We start from the raw sequence: 17707 nt of genomic DNA, 5'->3' as shown, positions 1-17707 counted from the left end.
GCCCTCCCCCACCGGGCCCTTCTGCGCGACTTGTGAGGGGTCGATCCGCGGCGGGGAAACGGCGGGACGCGCCGGGGACTTGCCCCGTGGCCGGTGGCAGGGGCGATGATCTGCGCATGCGTGGTCCGATCCGACAGAGCCCTCCTGGCGCGTGGCAGGCCGCAGCGGCTGCCACGCTGGGAGCCGCCGCCGTCCTGCTGATCGTCCTGGCCCTGCTGCCGTGGCAGCCGCTTGCCGCCCTCGACACGGACGTGGCCTCGGGACTGCACACGGCGGCGCTCGACAATCCGGGACTCACCCATGCCAATCGGGTACTGACCGACTGGGTGTGGGATCCGTGGACCTTCCGGCTGCTGGTGGCCGCCGTGGTGGTGTGGCTGCTGTGGCGTGGGGAGCGTCCGATGGCCTGGTGGCTGGCCGGCACCGTGCTGGTCGGTTCCGGTGTGCAGCAGGGTCTGAAGGCGGCGCTGGCGAGGGAGAGGCCGCAGTGGCGCGAGCCGGTGGACTCCGCGCACTACGCCGCGATGCCGTCGGGCCACGCGATGACCGCCGCGCTGGTGTGCGTGGTGCTGCTGTGGCTCTGGCGCGAGCGGGGGCCGTCCGCCGGGGGCGTGTGGTGGCGTTCCGCGGCGGTCGTGGCGTGCGTGTCCGTCGCCGGGGTGGCGTTCACCCGCGTGTGGCTGGGTGTCCACTGGCTGACGGACACCGTCGTGGGCGTCTTGCTCGGTACGGCGCTGGGACTGGCCTCCGCAGCCGCGTGGGCGGCTCTGCGCGCCGGAGAGAGGCTGCCTGCCCCCTCCTCGACCGGGGCCGCGCCGCGGGAGCGGTAGGGCGGGCTCAGGGCTTCCTGGCGACGCCTCCGACGTTGTCGACCTCGTCCGGTTCGCCGAACGGAAGGGCCTCAGGGCGCCACCGGGTGACGGAGACCAGTCCGGGTTCGAGGACTTCGAGCCCGTCGAAGAAGCGGCTGATCTGGTCGCGGGTGCGGTTGACGCGGGGGTTGTCGCTGGTGCGGTTCCACTGGCGCACCATCGCGCGGACCGCTTCCGGGTTGACGACCTCGGCCGAGTCGCTGAAGACCAGGTGGCTTCCGGACGGAAGGGCGTCCAACAGGCGGGCTACCACGTCGTAGGCGCTCTCGTCGGTGATGTGGGCGGCGACACCGAGCAGTATCAGGGCGACGGGCCGGTCGAAGTCGAGCGTGGCCGCGGCTCCGCTGAGAATGGCGTCGGGGTCGCGCAGGTCCGCGTCGATGTAGTGGGTGACGCCCTGGGGCGTGCTGGTCAGCAGGGCACGGGCGTGGGTGAGCACGAGGGGGTCGTGATCGACGTAGACGATCCGTGCGTCGGGCGCGACACGCTGGGCGACCTCGTGGGTGTTGTCGACCGTGGGAAGACCCGTACCGACGTCGAGGAACTGCCGGATGCCGACCTCACCCGCCAGGTATCTGACCGCGCGGCACAGGAAGGCGCGCTGCGCCCGCGCGGTGGTCACGATTCCGGGGTTGCTGCGGGCGATCTCGTCACCGACCTGGCGGTCGATGTCGTAGTGGTCCTTGCCGCCGAGCCAGTAGTTCCAGATCCGCGCCGAATGCGGCAGCGTGTCGTCGATCTCTTCCGAGTCGGGTCCCAGGCTGTCCGCCATCGCTCTCCCTGTCCTCCGCGCATGCACTGACGCTGTGTGCGCACTAACGTACCCCTGGCCGGGAGTTCGAGTGCCGCACGGAGAAGTGGCGTCCCGTTTCGGCTGGTTGACGTCGATATCGGGGCGATCCCCCGCGTCGCCCCGATATCGACTGCTGCACCGGACCTCCCCGCACGAGGGGCGCGGACATCCGAAGACTCACTGAGTATATTGGCTGCCAGCCAGCCAACGCAGGAGTTACAGCATGTCCCCTCGGAGCGCATCGGTCAATGAGGAGTTGCGCCGACGCTCGCGCGAACGCCTGCTGCAGGCGACCGTCGAGCTGGTCGCCGAACGCGGTTACGAGGCGACGACGCTGGGCGCGATCGCCGACCGTGCGGGCTCGGCGCGGGGCCTGATTTCGTACTATTTCCCCGGCAAACGCCAGTTGTTCCAGTCCGCCGTGCACCGGCTGATGCACCTGACGCTCGCCGAGGCTCTGGAGCGCACCCCGCTGCCCGAGGGCCCTGGCAGCGGTGAGGAGGCGCTGGCCCGCGCCATCGACGCCATCATGGGGCTGGCACGTGATCACCCGGTGCTCATGCGGGCCCACATGGCAGGCATCCTCCAGCAGGAGGGGTTCGTCCAGTGCGACGAACAGCGGCGCCTTGCCGCTCTGCTGCGCACCGCGGTGACTCTCTACGGATCACCCGACCCGGACCGCGACTATCCACTGCTGCGCGCGAACCTCATGGGGTCCGTCGTCGCGGCGCTTCTGCCCGGTGCGCCGATGCCGCTGGAGAGGCTGCGGGGAGAGCTGTTCACCCGGTACGGCTTGGCCTGGGACCGGGGCATGCCGCCCGAGAGCCCCGGTGAGCGGGCGGGCGGCAACTCCTCCGCGGCCCTCATCCGTCAGCTGGGCCGTCTCACGCCGTAGGCACGGAACCGTGCTCCCGGCCGCACGGCACGGCGGCCATCGGCAGCACGGACGTGATGGTCCAGCGGCCGGTACAGACCGCGCTGGCGCGAAAGCCGCGCGGGAGACGCGTGGGAGACGCGTGGGAGACGCGTGGGAGACGCGTGGGAGACGCGCGAAAGCCGCGTGGGAGACGCGCTGAGACGGAAGGCGGTCCGCAGCCGGGCCCGCGAGCCCGGCCCGGCGCCCGTTCAGCGACGGGCGTGGCGGGGCGGAAGCAGGCCGTCGTCGCGGGCGTCCGCGATGACGCGGAGGGACTTGCGGCGACCGTGCCCGGTGAGCCGCATGACGGCCAGGACCGGGTCGGCGCCCCGCTGCCGCGCGGCGGTGTACGCCTCGGCCGCCGCGCGCCGTGCCGCGCGCCCACGAGGCCCGGGAGGCCGGCCCCTGCCCCTCACCGGCGCCGGCGGCGGCGCCGCGGGCAGCACGCACGCTCCCGTCACCCACACGGTGGGAGCTTTCTGCGGGGGCTGGAGCACCTCCGGGCACGCGTCCGTCAACGGCCCGTCCAGCCATGGCGTGAGTTCCGTCAGCCCCCGCGGCGTCAACGGCGGATCGGCCCGCACCTCCTCGACGCGGATCGCGTCGTCCACCACGGCGGCGAGCACTTCCACCTGGACGCCGTCGGACAGGGTGAGGCCGACGGCGAACCAGGGCGCCTGCCCGCTCGCGTCGTACGGCGCCGGGCCCGCGCCGGTGCCGTGGCCCAGCAGCTGCCAGGCCGGACAGGGCGGCCCGGGCGGCGCGGGCGGCGCGCCGTCCGGCGGGCCGCTGTCCGGCGGGCCGGCGGACGGTTCGGGCGAGTGGTCCGAGGAGGAGTGGTCCGGAGAGCAGCGGGAGTATGGGGGTCTGTCCGACACGTCGCGGCACCGTAGTCACGGACGGCCGCGGGCGTGCCCCGGCGCGCACGGGTCCTCGCACGGCACCCCTATCGACGGAGGCGGCGACAGCCCGAACGGCGCACCCGTGCCGCCGTATGGGGGCCGGGGGCGCGCGGCCGGCCGCGCGTTCCTCCGCTGCCTGAGGGGAGTGTCAGTGGGCCGGTGCAGACTGTGCGGTACCTCAGGACAACGACGTCTCCAAGGCGGTGCCGACATGGCGGATGTGCTGCTCGCGGTAGGTACGAGAAAGGGCTTGTTCCTCGCCCGGCAGAAGGCCGGTCTGCGGGGTTCGGGCACCTGGGAGTTCACTGGCCCGCACTTCAACGCGCAGGCCGTCTACTCCTTCAGCGTCGACCGGCGCGGCCCTGGAGGGCCCCGGCTGCTGGCGGGAGGGGACAGCGCCCACTGGGGTCCCTCCGTCTTCCACTCCGACGATCTCGGCAAGACGTGGAAGGAGCCCACCCGTCCGGCCCTCACGTATCCGAAGGACACCGGGGCCTCCCTGGAGCGGGTGTGGCAGCTTCAGCCGGGTGGCGTGGACGAGCCGGGCGTGGTCTACGCGGGAACGGAGCCCGGCGGCCTGTTCCGCTCGCAGGACGGCGGCGAGTCCTTCGAGCTGGTCCGCCCGCTGTGGGAGCACCCGACACGGGGGGACTGGGTGCCGGGCGGCGGCGGGCTGGGGCTGCACACGATCCTGGTGGACCCGCGCGACTCCCGGCGGGTGACCGTGGCCGTCTCGACGGGCGGCGCCTACCGGACAGCGGACGGCGGAGCGAGCTGGGAGCCGTGCAACCGCGGAGTGTCGGCCGTCTTCCTTCCCGAGGGGCAGCGCTACCCGGAGTACGGGCAGTGTGTGCACAAGGTCGCGCGCGACGCCGAGGACCCGGACAGGTTCTATCTGCAGAACCACTGGGGGGTCTTCCGCAGCGACGACGGCGCCGACACCTGGCAGTCGATCGGCGAAGGGCTCCCTTCGGACTTCGGCTTCCCCGTGGCCACCCATCCGCGGCGGGGCGGCGTGGCCTACCTCTTCCCGCTCAACGCGGACGCCGACCGGGTCCCCGCCGAGCACCGCTGCCGCGTGCACCGTACGCAGGACGCCGGCGGCAGCTGGGAGGCGCTGGGCACCGGCCTGCCCCAGTCGGCGCACTACGGGCCGGTGCTGCGGGACGCGCTGTGCACGGACGACGCCGATCCGGCAGGCCTCTACTTCGGCAACCGCAACGGTGAGGTGTTCGCGAGCGCGGACGAGGGCGAGAGCTGGCGGCAGTTGGCCCGGCACCTGCCGGACGTGCTGTGCGTACGGGCGGCGGTGATCGACTGAGCGGAGACGGTGCGGGGGCCCAGCGGTCTCGGCCGGGCGGAGGCCCGGCCGGCCGTGCAGAGCCAGTAGAGTGACGGCTCGTGGCTGCACGACCGTTGAACGAGATTGTCGAACCGGGCTGGGCCAAGGCTTTGGAGCCGGTCGCCGAACGGGTCGCCTCCATGGGCGACTTCCTGCGCGCGGAGATCGCGGAGGGGAGAACCTACCTCCCCTCGGGACCCAACGTCCTCAGAGCCTTCCAGCAGCCGTTCGACGAGGTACGCGTCCTCATCGTCGGCCAGGACCCTTATCCCACGCCGGGGCACGCGGTCGGCCTCTCCTTCTCTGTCGCGCCGGACGTGCGACCGCTGCCGGGCAGCCTGGAGAACATCTTCCGGGAGATGAACAGTGACCTGGGCCTCCCCCGGCCCTCGAACGGCGATCTGACGCCCTGGACGCGGCAGGGGGTGCTGCTGCTCAACAGGGCGTTGACCACGGCCCCGCGCAGGCCGGCCGCCCACCGTGGCAAGGGCTGGGAAGAGGTCACCGAACAGGCCATCCGGGCCCTGGTCGCGCGGGAGCGTCCGCTGGTGTCGGTGCTGTGGGGCAGGGACGCACGCAATCTGCGCCCCCTGCTGGGCGGTCTGCCCTCGGTGGAGTCCTCGCACCCCTCCCCCATGTCCGCGGACCGGGGCTTCTTCGGTTCGCGCCCGTTCAGCCGCGTCAACCAACTGCTGGCCCAGCAGGGTGCCGAGCCCGTGGACTGGCGCCTGCCGTGAGCAGCGGGGCGGCCGGCGAGGGCGCATGGGTGCTCGGGGTGGACTCGGGAGGATCGGGGCTCCGGGTCGCCCTGGGGTGGCAGCGGGCGGACGCGGGGGCGAGTCCACGGCTGGTGGGCGGCGTCACCTGCGCGGAGCCGGTCCGCACGAACGCCACCGGAATCGATCCGGCGCACCTGGCTGAGCAGTTGGTCCCTGCCGTGCGGCAGCTGCTGGCCGAGGCGGAGGCCGGACCCCAGCCCGGTTCCGGGATCTCGGCCGAGGCCGGCGCCCGGCAAGGCTTCGACGCCCGGCAGGGCTTCGGGGCGCGGCAGGGCTTCGACGCCCGTCAAGGCTTCGGGGCGCGGCAGGGCTTCGGGCCGCGGATCGCGGCGGCCTGCGTCGGTGCCGCGGGGATGGCCACGCTCGGTGACGGACTGCGTGCCGAGTTGCCGGGTCTGCTCGCACGGGAGTTCCGGGTACAGCGGGTAGCACTCGCCGCCGACGCCGTGACGGCTTATGCGGGCGCGCTCGGCGAGCAGCCCGGCGCGGTGGTGGCGGCGGGCACCGGGATGATCGCCATGGGCACCGATCTGACCACCTGGCGACGCGCCGACGGCTGGGGGCACCTGCTGGGCGACTGTGGCAGCGGTGCGTGGATCGGCCGGGCCGGTCTGGAGGCGGCCATGCGCGCTCACGACGGACGGGCGGGTGGTTCGGCAGCGCTGCGGGCCGGCGCGGAGGCCGTGTTCGGGACGCCCCTCAGCGGCTTGCCCGGCCGGCTGTATCCGCGCACCGACCGTCCCGCCGTGCTCGCCTCTTTCGCGCCCGAGGTGGCACGGTGCGCGGAGCGGGACCAGGTGGCGGCAGGCATTCTGCGAGCGGCCGGCCGCGAGATCGCGGCCAGTGCCGTGGCGGTGTGCCCTTCCGGCGACGAGGGGCTGGGCGAAGGACCACGGGAGGCGGCGGCGGTGGCACCCGTGCGCGTCGCCTTCACCGGTGGCCTGTTCGCCATGGGCGAGCCCCTCACCGGGCCGCTGCGTGCCGAGCTGGCCGAGCGGTTGCCCCAGGCCCGGGTGGTCGAGGCCGCAGGCGGCCCGCTGGACGGCGCGCTGCTGCTCGCGGGGCGACTGGCCACGGGCGGTGTCGCGCTGCCGCAGGACCCGGCTCTGCTGCGCCTCTCGGACGTTCCCGCGACCGGACCCGCCTGAGGCAGGCCGCTGACCGCCCCGACGGCGTCGCCCCTGCCTGAAAGCGTCGCGCCGTGGCCGTCCACGGGACACCCACCCGCGCGGGCCGGCTACCGGACTCCTCACCTGCTCGCGGCCCGGCCTGGCGGGCGGCGCCGGACTGCGGAGTTCCGTCCTGCCCGGACTGCGGAGTTCCGTCCTGCCACGTCGTCCCGCCACCTGTCGGCGCGTGCCCGACGGACACATCTTGTCGGACAGGGCACATCCGGGGGCAGGAAGCGTCAGAATACAGCGCACATCGACCCGGGCGAATCGGGACATACGCCCACCTGCCTCCCCCGGCCGAACAGCCAAGCTCAGCAAGGCATTAGCATGCGGGCGCATGAGCTCCCCCACAGGACCGGACAATGGCCTGCCCGTACGAATGCCACGTCCCCGCCGGCCCGGACGGCACCGCCGGCCGGAGCCCGCTGTCGCCCCCGAGGGCGCGCCGGCCCTGGTTTTGGCCGTCCCCGGCACACCTTCCAGCGCCACGCGCAGCCTCGCGGAAGAGACGCTGAGTATCGCGCGCTCGGAGCTGCCCGGTCTCGACGCGCGGATCGGTTTCACCGACGGTGACGACGAGGAGTTCCCCACTATCCGCGCCGCCCTCACCTCTGCGGTGGCCGACCGTGCGACCCGGATACGGTACGCGCGGGAGGCCCGCGAGATGTCGGCCGCGACCGCCGACGGAACAGCCTCGGAGGAGACCGAGGCCCCCGTCGCCGCCCCGGCCCGCGAGGAGGAGGACGACGGTCTGCCCGCCGTCGTCGTCCCGCTGCTGGCCGGTCCGGACGCCGCCCAGCTGCGGCGCATCCGCCAAGAGGTGCTGGGCAGCGGCTCCGGAGCCGAGCTGACCGACGTCCTGGGGCCGCACCCGCTGCTCGCCGAGGCCGTCCACGTGCGGCTCTCCGAGGCGGGCCTGGCGCGTGCCGACCGGGCCCGGCTCTTCACGGTGGCCACGGCGGCGGACGGCATCATCCTGGCCACCGTCGGCGGAGAGGAAGCCGTGCAGGCGGCCGGTATCACCGGCATGCTACTGGCGGCCCGACTGGCGGTCCCGGTACTCGCCGCGGCACTCGACGACGAGGGCGCCATCCAGCACACGGCCGAACAGCTGCGCGGTTCCGGCTCGCAGAACCTGGCCGTCGCTCCGTGCCTGATCGGCCCGGAGATCGCTGACGGGCTGCTGGAGGCCGCCGCGCAGGAAGCGGGCTGCTCGGCGGCTGAGCCGCTGGGTGCCTACCCCGCGCTGGGCAAACTCGTGGCGTCCACGTTCGCGGCCAAGGCCGGGATCGCCCAGCCGGAGGCAGCCCGGCAGCAGGGCATGCCGGTGCGCTGAGCCCTCGGCCCGGTGGCGCGGCGATGCGCCGAGCCGCCGGTCGGGTTGCCGAGCCGCCGGTCGGGTTGCCGAGCCGCCGGCCGGGTTGTGCGGCGAGCATCCGAGGTCCGACGCGCGGCGAAGCCGCGCCGCAGGCGGGAGAAGCACGCCGCAGGCAGGAGAGGCGCGCCGTACCCGCACGGAGAATCCTCCGGCGGGTACGGCGCACCCCGTCGTTCCGGGTACGCGAAGTGCCGTCGGTCCGGAGAGGGCGCCCTCGCCAACGCGGCAACGGCTCCTCCCTCAACGCGGCGCGGTGCCTCCCCCAGCGCCGGAAACGACCGGATCCGTCAGCGACAGGTGCGACGGAGTCGTCAGTCGAGAGGGACGTCGAAAACGACGCAGGATGCGGCGGGAGCCGGCAGCGAGCCGCCTCGGTGCGGCATACCCGTCTCGTGGTCCACGTCGAACCAGGTGACATCTCCGGACCGCTCGTTGGCCGCGTACAGCCGGCCGCCCGCCGGGGGCGCGGCGAGATCGCGCGGCCAGTGGCCGCCGCACGGAACGGTGGCCGTGAGGACGGGCAGTTCACCCGCTGACAGGTCGAGTACGGCGATGCTGTCGTCGCCCCGGTTCGCGACCCAGGCGAAGCGTCCGTCGGGCGAGAGGACCAGCGCGGAGGGATAGTTGGCTGGGCCCGTGTGCCCGGACGGCAGGACCCGGGTCTCCCCCAGGGGTTCCAGCTCGCCGGTGTTGCTGCGCCAACGGCAGGTCGTCACCGTCGAGTCCAGCTCGTTGACGACGTACACCCATTCGACTTCCGGCGATTCCGCTGTCCGTTCCCGCGCGCCGGGGGCGAAAGCCAGGTGGCGCGGACCGGTTCCGGCGCGGAGCGGCACCTCGCGGTGGAGGTGGAGGCCTGGGCGCGGGCCCCGCAGGTCGTAGATCCACACCGAGTCGGTTCCCAGGTCGGTGACGAGCAGCCACTGCCCTGACGGGTCCGGTACGGCAGCGTGGGCGTGCGGTCCTTCCTGCCTGTCCGCAACCGGGCCGCTCCCATGGTGCTGGTGGGTGACGGGACGGGGCTCCAGGCTTCCGTCGGCGCGCAGGGGCAGGGCGGTGACGCTGCCCGAGGTGTAGTTCGCCGTGTGGAGACGGCCGTCCGCGACGCTCAGATGCGTGGGGCCTGCGGCGTGCACGGAGACGGTGCTCCCCAGGAGTTCGAGGGGCTCTTGGCGGTGCAGGGCGAACGCCGCGGCGCCGCCCTGGTCGCTCTCACTGACCGCGTAGAGGGTCCCTCCGGAAGGGGCCAGGGCCAGGAAGGAGGGGTCCGTGACGGCGTCTTCCGTGTGATGCAGTGGGGTGAGCGCCCCCGTGGCGATGTCGAGGGCCGCGGTGGTGATACCGCGTCCGCCCGCTGAAGTGAACGATCCGATGTAGGCCTGTGCCCGGCGCTGCGTACTCTCGGCCATCGCGCTGCCCCTTCGCCGCTCCGTCTGGGGGCACGACGGTAACAGGCGTGGGGCCTTGGTCTGGACCAGCGCGGCGCCCCGACCGGCGCCGGTCGGGGCCGCAGAGCAACCGGTCGGGGGCCACGGAGTAACCGGTCGGGGGCCACGGAGTAAGGGCGGCCGTGCCTCCGGCTGCTCCGCGTCACTCCGACTCGGCGGCGGAGACAGAAGGCAGCACGGCGCAGCGGAGCGAGCCGGGCCGGACTGCCCGGCTCGCCGTCCGTTCCCCGAAAGCTGACGCCTTACGCTTACGTGAGCTCAGCACTGCTGGGAAGCGCGAGTGCCGAGTCCGCGTGGAGCGTGATGCGTACTGGTGTGAAGGTGGTGGCGTCCACCGGCGACTCACCGGTGCCGGGGTTGCGGGCGTAACGCGGGTGGGCGCCTCCGCTGACCTGCCAGCGTATGCGGTGGCCGACGGGGAAGCGGTGGGCGGTGGAGCTCATCCCCACAGTGATCTGCGAGGACGCCCCTCCGGTCGTCCGCAGCCGGCCAAATCCGTCGCAGATGTTGACGGAGCGGCCTTGTGGGTCCACGTCGCACAGACGAGTGAAGACATCGGCGTTTCCGGTGTCCGTGGAGATGCTCAGCCGTGCGGAGACGGGACCCAGGAGGTCCAGAGGCTCGGTCAGCGGTGGGCCGGTGAAGGTCAGCACATCGTCCCGGGCTTCGAGGGTGGCGTTGTCCCGGGAGCCGGCGGTGCGGGAGAGCAGCGGCCCGCCGAGGGAGGGGGTGGGATCGGCCGGGTCGTAGCGGAACGCCGCCACGGGTGTGGAGTCCGCGGGGGCCTGTTGGGTGAGATGCCCGCCGGGGATGGGGTACCACCGGGTGGCAGCAGTGGCCGGCGGCCAGTCGTCGAGGTCCCGCCAGATGTCCGCGCCGCCGACGTGCACACGCACCGCTGTGGGGCGCAGGCCGGAGGGGTCGGCGCACAGGTGGGCGCGCAGCCACGCGAGGCTTTCGGCGAACACCCGCGGCCATCCTCGCTGCAGGGCGGAAGTGTGCGTCCAGGGGCCGACGAGCAGGGCGGTCTCGCATCCGGCCTCGCGCAGCCGGTCGTACTGCTCGAAGGTCTGGTCGACCAGGGCGTCGTGCCATCCGGTGATCAGAGCTGTGGGCACACGGAGCCGCTGAGCCGACTCCGCCAACGACGCACCGCGCCAGTAGGCGTCCTCGGCGTCCGGGCGTGTCATCACCTCGTCCAGCCAGGGCAGTTCACCTCCGAGCGCCGACACGTACGCCCCCCTCAGGGGCTCCGCGGTGGTGACGTCGCGCACGCGGCGCTGGAGACGCAGCGTCGCCCTGAGGAGTGGCAGCATGCCCTGGTGCTGGTAGTGCATGCCCACGCCCACGGCGAGGGCGTTCTCCAGGCGGAGCGCTCCGTCGGCGTGGAACAGTGCGTAGGGGTCGTGCAGCCCTACCTGCACCACCATCGCCTTCAGTTCGGGCGGCGGGTCCGACGCGAGGGCCCATTGCACGTAGCCCAGGTAGCTGGGGCCGACGGTTCCCAGCGTTCCGTTGAACCAGGGCTGTTCGCGCAGCCAGGACACCGTGGCCTGGCCGTCCGCGGCCTCGTTGCGCCACAGGTCGAACACGCCGCCCGAACCACCGGTGCCGCGGCAGCTCTGCAGGATCACATGGAAGCCCTGTTCGGCGAAGAGCACACCGTACTGGGGTGACCACGGCAGGCCTCGGCCGTAAGGCGAGCGGACCAGGAGTGTGGGGAAGTCGCCCTGGGCGCGCGGAAAGTAGTGGTCGGTGAGCAACGGGCTGCCGTCGGCGGCCGGTACCACCAGCCCCGGCTCCCATCCGGCCTCGTGCCGTTTTCCTGGCAGCCCGCGCCAGGTCGCCCTCATCATCCGGGAGGACAGTGGCGGTTTTCCGGCGGGTGGCGCCCAGGCCGTTCCGGCAACGGCGTCGGGCGTGCGTGATGGCATCGTCCCCTCCTCTATTCTCGTACCGCGTACGAGAATAGAGGATGCTTGGATGACGTTCGCAAGAGCCATCGCTCGGCAGCCGGGAAAGGAGAGCGAAAACCGTGTCCCGTGACGGAAAGTCCAGCGCCGGGGGCGTCGATCCCGAAGAGTTGTGGCTGCGCCCCTGCGAGCCGCGCCGGGGCCGCAGACCTTCCTTCAGCCGGGAGACGATCACCGCGACCGCCGTCGCCCTCGCGGACGCGCACGGGCTTGAGGTGGTCACCATGCGGCGGGTGGCCGCCGAAGTCGGAGCAGGCGTCATGTCGCTCTACAGCTACGCCCCCGACAAGGACACGCTGCTGGAGCTGATGGTCGACCACGTCAGCGGCGAACTCGCCGTCGCGGACCCGCCCAGCGGCGACTGGCGCGCCGACCTGAAGACCGTGGCCCGCCTGCAGCGCGCCCACATGCTGCGCCACCCCTGGCTGCCCGCCGCCTTGTCCACCCGCCGCGCTCCGGGCCCCAACACCCTGGCTTTCCTGGAACACGTGCTCGCCGTCCTGCGGCCGACCGGGCTGGACGGTGCCGCGAAGCTGGAGGTCTTCGCCCAGATCACCGCGTTCGTGACGGGCCACGTCTCCCACGAGATCGCACAGGCCGCAGTCTCACGATCGCCGGACCGGGCCGCGGCCGAGAGCCGCTACCTCGCCGCTGTCGCTGCCGACGGCCGCCACCCGGAACTCGCCGAAGCCCTGTCCGCCCCCGGACGTCCTCTCGCCCCCGAGGCCACCTTCGCCCGGTTCCTCAACCGCCTGATCGACGGCCTCGATACCGACTGATGCCCCGCACCCGACTGCCGTCCTGCTCGCGGCACCCGCGGGAAACGGGCCCCTCCGGCGGGAGGACGCCGCCGGAGGGGCGTACGGCGGAGGTGGGTACGAGGGGCGGCGCACCGCCCCTCGTGCTCGGCGAGCGGCGGCTACTTCTCCAGCACGCTCGTCCGGGTGAGCGGCAGGTGCACGGTCTCCCGGAAGGCAAACAGCACCACCAGCGCGGAGACGGCCGCCACGAGCATCAGATAGAACCCGGGCGCGAGTGGGCTCCCGGCGAGCGAGACCACGCCGGTGGCCACGAACGGCGCGGTGCCGCCGAAGAGCACGTACGCGGCGGTGTATCCGATGGCCGAGCCGCTCGCCCGCAGCTGCCCGGGGAACATCTCGACCATCGCCGGTACGTTCGAGGTGCCGATCACCGCGACGAGGACCGCGAGAACCGTGGCCCCCAGGACGGCTCCGGGCAGCCCGGTGCCGATCAGCCAGAAGGCCGGGAGAGTCGCCACCGTGAAACCGCCGCAGGCCACCAGCAGCATCGGTTTGCGCCCGAAACGGTCGCTGGCCGCGGCCATCAGCGGGCATGCCGCGCTGTAGGCGAGCATCGCCACCACGCTGGTGAGCATCGCCTCCGCCTTGCTGTAGCCGACCTCCTCCGACATGTAGGCGATCATGTAGCTGCTCATCAGGTAGTAGCCGATCGCGTTGGTGATGCTGTAGCCGAACAGCGTCAGCACCTGCCTGCGGCACACCCGCCACGCGTCCCGCAGCGGCGCCTTGTGCACCGCGTCGCGCTTCTCCATCGCCCGGAAGACCGGGGTGTCCTGGATCCGGCTGCGCAGGTAGAGGCCGATCAGCCCGAGCGGTCCCGCCAGCAGGAACGGAACCCGCCAGCCCCAGCTGTTCAGCGCCGACTCGTCGAGGGAGGAGGTGAGGGCCAGGCCCGTCATGGCGCCCGCCACGGAGGCCAGGCCGACCGTGAGCGGGACGACGCTGGCATAGCGGGCGCGGCGACCCTCCGGGGCGTACTCCATGATGAAGGCCGCCGCACCCGTGTACTCGCCTCCGGTGGAGAAGCCCTGCACCGTGCGGAGCAGGAAGAGCAGCACCGGCGCGGTGATGCCGAGTGCGGCGTAGCCGGGCAGCAGCCCGATCAGGAACGTCGAGCCGCTCATGCACAGCACGCTCAGCGCGAGCATGCGGTTGCGGCCGATCCGGTCGCCGTAGCGGCCGAAGAAGGCGGCACCCAGCGGGCGGGCGATGAAGCCCCCGGCGAAGACGGCCCAGGTGGCCAGGAGGGCGGCAGTCGCGTCGTACTGGGGGAAGAAGAGCCCGGCGATCGTGGCGGACATGATCGCGTACGCGCCGGAGTCGAACCACTCGACGAAGTTGCCGACGGCGGTGGCAGCGGTGACCTTGCGCCGCACCCTGCCCTCCTCGGCGCGGTCGGCCGTCTGCTTGGCGGGCGCTTCCCGCGATGCCGGAATCCAGCGGTCCGTCGTCATGTCCGTCGTCCTCCTGGTCGGCTACGCCGCGTCGGGGTTGGCAGGGCTGGTGTCGCGGGCACGCAGCGCGCTCCGCCGGATCTTTCCGGTGGCCGAACGCGGCAGCTCGTCGGCGAACTCGACCAGCCGCGGGTAGGCGAACCGGGAGTGCGCGGCGCGGGCGAAGTCCGAGATCTCCCGGGCGAGCGCCTCGCTCGGCTCGTATCCCGGATTCAGCTCGATCCAGGCCTTGACGGCCTGGCCGCGCACCGGGTCCGGCACTCCGACGACACCGGCTTCGGCGACGGCGGGGTGGCCGCGCAGGACGGCCTCCACCTCGTACGGACCGACGCGGTACCCGGACGTCTTGATGACGTCGTCGGTGCGGCCGAGGAACCAGAAGTACCCGTCCTCGTCCCTGACGGCCTGGTCCTTGGTCCGGTACCAGGTGCCGCCGAAGGTCTCAGCGGCGGCCTCGGGCCGGTTCCAGTAGCCCAGCGGGAACTGCGGATTCGACCTGGCGCGCAGGCAGATCTCGCCGGGTTCTCCGACGGGCACCTCACGGTCGTCCGCGTCCAGCAGCGCCACGTCCCAGCCGGGCAGGGGGCGGCCCATCGAGCCCGGCTTGACCGGGACGCCGGGGAAGTTTCCGAGCAGCGGGTACGACTCGGTGGAACCGTAGTAGTCCAGCGGGGTCACACCGAACTGGGCGTGGAACCACTCGATGAGCTCCGGGGTGAGCGGCTCGTTGGAGCAGCACACCACGCGCAGCGCCTGCGGGTAACGCCTGCCCGCGTCCGGGACGACCTGCATCATCTTACGCAAGAAGGTCGGGTTGACCAGGGCCGTCGTGACCTGGTTGCGGGACATCGCCGCCAGCAGCCCCTCCGGGTCGAAACCGCCTGCCGGGCGGTAGACGAGGTGGACGGCGCCCGCGCGCAGCGGCCCCATCAGCTTCGCCATGGACCAGGCCCAGTCACCGGCGCCGTAGAACACGTCGCCGGGCCGCAGGTCGTGGCAGTAACGGAACTCGTTGTGCCCGAGCAGAGTGCGGTGGGCGTGCACGATGCCCTTGGCGGCGCCGGTGGTGCCGGAGGTGTAGAAGATCAGCGCCGGGTCGTCGGGGGCGGTGTCCACGGTGTCGAACGCGCAGGGCAGCGCGTCGATGGCGGGGTCGTCGACGTTGACGACCGGCCCGGAGAAACCGTCGGCACGCTCCAGCGCGGCGGTCTCGGTCACCAGGACGCCGGCGCCCGAGTCGGCCAGTCTGTACCGGATCGGTTCGTCGGCCCACAGCAGGGACATCGTCACCAAAACGGCCCCCGTGCGCAGCACACCGAGGTAGGTGGCGGGGGTGTCGGTGCGCTGCGGCAGCAGCACGGCCACCCGGTCGCCCTTGCGGACGCCGATCCTGTGCAGCTCGGCTGCGATCTGCCGCGAGCGGTCCTGGACTCGCTGCCAGGTCACCTCCTCGCGGTGGCCGGTGTGGTCCTCGAAGATGAGCGCGAGCTTGTCTCCGGGATGCCGGTCGGCGACATCGGCCGCCATGTTGTAGCGCTCGGGCACGCTCCACCGGTGTTCCTCGACGAGCCTTCGGTAGGCGGCCTCGCCGGCGGACGGGGTGACGCTGGTACTCATGGGGTGGATCGGTTCCTCTCGTACGGACAGCGGTGGCCGGTGCCTGCGGGTGGCTGCGGCCGGGCCTCCGGGGCCTCGCTGCCGGTGTGTACAGATGTCCGGGTCGTAGAGCTGCCGGGGCGTGCGGTCGGCTGCTGCCGGGCGGCGCACAGCCGCTCGGGCCCTACAGCTGTGCGGGGTCGTGCGGGCTCTTGCGCCGATGTGCGGTCCCACTGCCGCGTTTCGGACCGCACGCGGTGGCGGCCGGTCCGGGGCAGTCGGTCAGCGGCGGCGGCCGGCCAGGAAACGGGCCATCTCGCGCTGCGGCTCGCCGGTCGCGTACGCGGCCGTGTGCACCTTCTTGGCCGCAGCGATCGCCTCGTCGAGACCGGCGTCGTCCAGCTCGCGGATCCGGCCCTTGGTGAGGGCGACCGCGCCGGGCGGAAGCTCGGCGAGCCGTGCGGCCTCGGCCAGTGCCTCCGCCCTGACCTCGTCCGCGGCGACGAGCCGGCTGAGCAGGCCGAGCCGCTGGGCCTCGGTGCCGTCCACGAGCCGTCCCGTGAGGGCGAACTCCGTGGTCTTCGCCCGGCCGAGAATGCCCCACATGGCCCAGATGCCGGTGATGCTGGGGATGCCGGAGAGCACCTCCGGCTGGCCCATCTTCACCTCGGCGTGGCCGATGCGCAGATCGGCCAGGAGCGCGAACTGGAAGCCCGACCCCGCGGCCACCCCGTTGACGGCGGCGACGGTCGGCTTCTGGAGTCCCCGCAGCACGCGGAAGAGGCGGCCGAAGTCATCGATCCACGCTTCGGCCGCGGCGTGGTCGTCCGGGTCGATGGCGGCCGTCTCCGCGAGGTCCTGACCGGCGCAGAAGGCCCGGCCCGCGCCGGTGAGGACCACCGCGCGGCACTGCTCGTCAGCGCCGAGCGCTTCGAGCGCCGCGACCAACTCGGCGCGCATCTGACCGGTCCAGGCGTTGAGTTTCTCCGGACGGTTGAGCGTCACCTCGGCGACGAAGGCCTCGGTGGACGCGGCCGGTACCGGGTGCGCGTCGACGGTGACGGTGCTGCTGGTCTCGGTCATGGACGAAGTGCCTTTCTCCAGGTGTGCCCACGTGGCGACGCACGCGCCGCGGCGCACGGTGAATCGGGGATGAGGGCGCAGGACCCGTGAACGGGCGTCCCGTGAGCCGTCATGCAAGCAGCGCGGGCCGGGTCCCGGCCAACACCAATCCGGACCCTCGGTGATATCGGAGCGATATGGTCCGCCCATGGAGCTCCGTCACCTGCGCTATTTCGCGGTGCTCGCCGAGGAACTGCACTTCGGCAGAGCCGCGGACCGGCTGCACATGGCCCAGCCGCCGCTGTCGCAACGCATCCGCGACCTGGAGCGCGAGCTGGGTGTGCGGCTGTTCGACCGCACTCGGCACCGTGTCCAGCTCACCGAGGCGGGGGCGCTGCTGCTGGAGTACGTGAGGCCGGTGCTGGTCGGGGTGGACAGCGCCCGCGAGGCGATGCGCCGGATCCGGCCCGGCGAGGCGGGGGTCCTGCGGGTGGGCGTGCCGCCCGACACCACCCCGGTGGTGTTGCCGACGCTGACCGCGGGCCTCACCCGCCGGGTGCCGGACGTGCTGATCGACCTGCACGAGCTGACCACGGACGAACAGCTCGCCCGGCTGCGCGAAGGGGAGCTGGACGCGGGCGTGGTCCGCCATCCCTCGGACACGATGGGTCTGGAGTCAGGACCGGTGGCGCGGCGCGAGTTGGGCGTCGTCCTGCCGGCGGACCACCCGCTGGCGGCCGGTACGGGCACCGCCTCCGGTGCGGTGCGCATGCGGGACCTCGACGGTGCGCCGCTCGTCATCTTCCCCCGCGCGATGGCACCCCGGCTCTACGACCACATGCTCACGATCTGCCGGGACGAGGGGTTCCTTCCCGGTTCCATCCGGCACGCCCGCAACCCGAACTTCGTCCAGGGCCTCGTGCTGGCGGGGCGGGGTGTCCATGTGAACGAGGCCCCCGGCACGCCCCTGCCCGACGGGCTGGTCTGGCGGCGGCTGGAGGGAGCGCCCCTGGCCTGGCTCACCTCGGTCGTCTGGGTCCCGAGCCGCCACAACGAGACCATCGCCGCTTTCACCGAGGCCGTGTCGGAGGGACTGGCGGCGGCAGGACATCACATCGAGGGCAGGCCCGCCCCTGACCCGTCCACCTCGAAAGTGCCCGCCCCTGGCCCGCGCGCCTCGAAAGTGCCCGCCCCTGGCC

Annotated in this window: 15 protein-coding genes; 8 read left to right on the top strand and 7 right to left on the bottom strand. The window is 72.8% G+C overall.

Annotation, left to right across the window (positions count from 1 at the left end; all coding sequences use genetic code 11):
- Window positions 1-116: 116 nt before the first annotated feature.
- Complete coding sequence (locus AB8Z75_RS16975) at window positions 117-830, top strand: phosphatase PAP2 family protein (protein ID WP_369202803.1); 714 nt, start codon at window positions 117-119, stop codon at window positions 828-830.
- 7 nt (window positions 831-837) lie between these two features.
- Here AB8Z75_RS16975 and AB8Z75_RS16970 read toward each other — a convergent pair whose 3' ends face one another.
- Window positions 838-1644, bottom strand: coding sequence for an SAM-dependent methyltransferase (locus tag AB8Z75_RS16970; RefSeq protein WP_369202801.1), 807 nt, complete (start codon window positions 1642-1644; stop codon window positions 838-840).
- Window positions 1645-1888: 244 nt separating this feature from the next.
- On the opposite strand from AB8Z75_RS16970, the gene AB8Z75_RS16965 reads away from it, so the two are divergent.
- Window positions 1889-2560 (top strand): TetR/AcrR family transcriptional regulator, encoded by a 672-nt coding sequence (locus AB8Z75_RS16965; RefSeq protein WP_369202799.1) that lies wholly within the window; start codon window positions 1889-1891, stop codon window positions 2558-2560.
- A 230-nt stretch (window positions 2561-2790) separates the two neighbouring features.
- Here the strand turns inward: AB8Z75_RS16965 and AB8Z75_RS16960 are convergent, their stop codons facing one another.
- A complete protein-coding gene (locus AB8Z75_RS16960; RefSeq protein WP_369202797.1) occupies window positions 2791-3459 on the bottom strand; it encodes a DUF6214 family protein in 669 nt (222 codons plus the stop codon).
- A gap of 235 nt (window positions 3460-3694) precedes the next feature.
- Here AB8Z75_RS16960 and AB8Z75_RS16955 point away from each other — a divergent pair, with 235 nt between their 5' ends.
- The 4 genes from AB8Z75_RS16955 to AB8Z75_RS16940 all read left to right on the top strand — a co-directional run bounded on the left by AB8Z75_RS16955 (window position 3695) and on the right by AB8Z75_RS16940 (window position 8112).
- On the top strand, window positions 3695-4804 hold the full coding sequence (locus tag AB8Z75_RS16955; RefSeq protein ID WP_369202796.1) for a WD40/YVTN/BNR-like repeat-containing protein: 1110 nt from the start codon (window positions 3695-3697) through the stop codon (window positions 4802-4804).
- Between the two features lie 80 nt (window positions 4805-4884).
- Window positions 4885-5562: a uracil-DNA glycosylase gene (locus tag AB8Z75_RS16950; protein ID WP_369202794.1), complete on the top strand. Its 678-nt coding sequence runs from the start codon at window positions 4885-4887 to the stop codon at window positions 5560-5562.
- The gene (locus AB8Z75_RS16945) at window positions 5559-6752 is read left to right on the top strand and encodes an N-acetylglucosamine kinase (protein ID WP_369202792.1); all 1194 of its coding nucleotides are present in this window, start codon (window positions 5559-5561) and stop codon (window positions 6750-6752) included. Before AB8Z75_RS16950 ends, AB8Z75_RS16945 begins: the two co-directional genes overlap by 4 nt.
- 361 nt (window positions 6753-7113) lie before the next feature.
- A complete protein-coding gene (locus AB8Z75_RS16940) occupies window positions 7114-8112 on the top strand; it encodes a hypothetical protein (RefSeq protein ID WP_369202791.1) in 999 nt (332 codons plus the stop codon).
- 353 nt (window positions 8113-8465) lie between these two features.
- Here AB8Z75_RS16940 and AB8Z75_RS16935 read toward each other — a convergent pair whose 3' ends face one another.
- Window positions 8466-9563: a lactonase family protein gene (locus tag AB8Z75_RS16935; protein ID WP_369202789.1), complete on the bottom strand. Its 1098-nt coding sequence runs from the start codon at window positions 9561-9563 to the stop codon at window positions 8466-8468.
- A 287-nt stretch (window positions 9564-9850) separates the two neighbouring features.
- The gene (locus AB8Z75_RS16930; RefSeq protein ID WP_369202805.1) at window positions 9851-11455 is read right to left on the bottom strand and encodes a CocE/NonD family hydrolase; all 1605 of its coding nucleotides are present in this window, start codon (window positions 11453-11455) and stop codon (window positions 9851-9853) included.
- 182 nt (window positions 11456-11637) lie between these two features.
- Between AB8Z75_RS16930 and AB8Z75_RS16925 the strand changes: the two genes are divergently transcribed.
- Window positions 11638-12354, top strand: coding sequence for a TetR/AcrR family transcriptional regulator (locus AB8Z75_RS16925; protein WP_369202788.1), 717 nt, complete (start codon window positions 11638-11640; stop codon window positions 12352-12354).
- A gap of 140 nt (window positions 12355-12494) precedes the next feature.
- On the opposite strand, the gene AB8Z75_RS16920 is transcribed toward AB8Z75_RS16925, so the two are convergent.
- The 3 genes from AB8Z75_RS16920 to AB8Z75_RS16910 all read right to left on the bottom strand — a co-directional run bounded on the left by AB8Z75_RS16920 (window position 12495) and on the right by AB8Z75_RS16910 (window position 16529).
- Window positions 12495-13850: an MFS transporter gene (locus tag AB8Z75_RS16920; RefSeq protein WP_369202786.1), complete on the bottom strand. Its 1356-nt coding sequence runs from the start codon at window positions 13848-13850 to the stop codon at window positions 12495-12497.
- A 21-nt stretch (window positions 13851-13871) separates the two neighbouring features.
- Window positions 13872-15467 carry an acyl-CoA synthetase gene (locus AB8Z75_RS16915; protein WP_369202784.1) on the bottom strand — a complete coding sequence of 532 codons (1596 nt, stop codon included), beginning with the start codon at window positions 15465-15467 and terminating at the stop codon, window positions 13872-13874.
- A 261-nt stretch (window positions 15468-15728) separates the two neighbouring features.
- Window positions 15729-16529, bottom strand: a complete 801-nt coding sequence (locus AB8Z75_RS16910; protein ID WP_369202782.1) for an enoyl-CoA hydratase/isomerase family protein — start codon at window positions 16527-16529, stop codon at window positions 15729-15731.
- 187 nt (window positions 16530-16716) lie between these two features.
- Between AB8Z75_RS16910 and AB8Z75_RS16905 the strand changes: the two genes are divergently transcribed.
- Window positions 16717-17707, top strand: a 991-nt coding sequence (locus AB8Z75_RS16905; RefSeq protein ID WP_369202780.1) for a LysR family transcriptional regulator, incomplete at its 3' end; no start/stop codon positions are given.

Origin of the sequence: Streptomyces sp. PU-14G (assembly GCF_041028275.1) — a bacterium.
Lineage (GTDB): Bacteria > Actinomycetota > Actinomycetes > Streptomycetales > Streptomycetaceae > Streptomyces.
This window is presented reverse-complemented; position numbering and strand designations above follow the sequence as displayed.